The following is a 933-nucleotide window of genomic DNA, read 5'->3' on the forward strand; positions in this document are numbered from 1 at the left end:
GCGGGCGGGAGGCACCGCCGTCTACAGCAGGTCCGCGACCGAGCCCAGCACCTCGTCGGGGCGGAAGGGGAAGCGCTCGATCTCGGCGCGATCGGAGATGCCGGTCATCACGAGCACCGTGTGGAGGCCCGCCTCGATGCCCGCCACCACATCGGTGTCCATGCGGTCGCCGATCATGCCGGTGTTGTGCGAGTGCGCGCCGATCTGGTTGAGCGCCGAGCGGAACATCATCGGGTTGGGCTTGCCGATGATGTACGGGTGCTTGCCGGTCGCCTCCGTGATGAGCGCATTGATCGCGCCGGTCGCGGGCAGCGGGCCCTCCGGGCTCGGGCCGGTCGCGTCCGGGTTGGTCGAGATGAAGCGAGCTCCCTTGCTGATGAGCCGGATCGCCTTCGTGATCGCCTCGAACGAGTAGTTGCGGGTCTCACCGACGACCACGAAGTCGGGGTTCGACTCGGTCATCACGTAGCCGGCGTCGTGCATCGCGGTCAGGATCCCGGCCTCGCCGATCACGAACGCCGATCCGCCCGGCTGCTGCTGCTTCAGGAATGCGGCGGTGGCGAGCGCGCTCGTCCAGATGCGCTCCTCGGGTACGGAGATGCCGGAGGCCGCGAGCCGAGCGCTCAGGTCCCGGGCGGTGAAGATCGAATTGTTGGTGAGCACGAGGTAGGGGATCTCGTGCTCGCGCCAGTGCGCGATGAGGTCGGCCGCGCCCGGAATCGCGCGGTTCTCATGGACGAGGACGCCGTCCATGTCGGTGAGCCAGCATTCGATCTCGGCGCGGCGAGGGTGCGGTTCGTTCTGGGTCATGCGTTCAGCGTAGCCCGCGCGTGTGAACGTGCCGTTTCATCCGACGCGTCGGCTCCGGTCCGCCGCGTCGGCTCCGGCCCGCCGCCCGTCCCGCGCTCCGCGTACGCGCACGCCCTCCCGGCC

The 933-nt window shown here is 69.5% G+C and carries 1 protein-coding gene; it reads right to left on the reverse strand.

The annotated features are described in order from the left end of the window. Positions 1 to 21: 21 nt before the first annotated feature. Entirely contained in the window at positions 22 to 810 is a 789-nt protein-coding gene (locus NS354_RS12515) for an HAD-IIA family hydrolase (protein WP_058594783.1), read from the reverse strand. Between the last annotated feature and the right edge of the window lie 123 nt (positions 811 to 933).

Source organism: Leucobacter chromiiresistens (assembly GCF_001477055.1).
In the GTDB taxonomy this organism is placed as follows: Bacteria; Actinomycetota; Actinomycetes; order Actinomycetales; family Microbacteriaceae; genus Leucobacter; species Leucobacter chromiiresistens_A.

Coding starts and splice junctions, on each gene's coding strand:
- NS354_RS12515 (WP_058594783.1), bottom strand. CDS start 810: ATGACCCAGAACGAACCGCACCCTCGCCGCGCCGAGATCGAATGCTGG.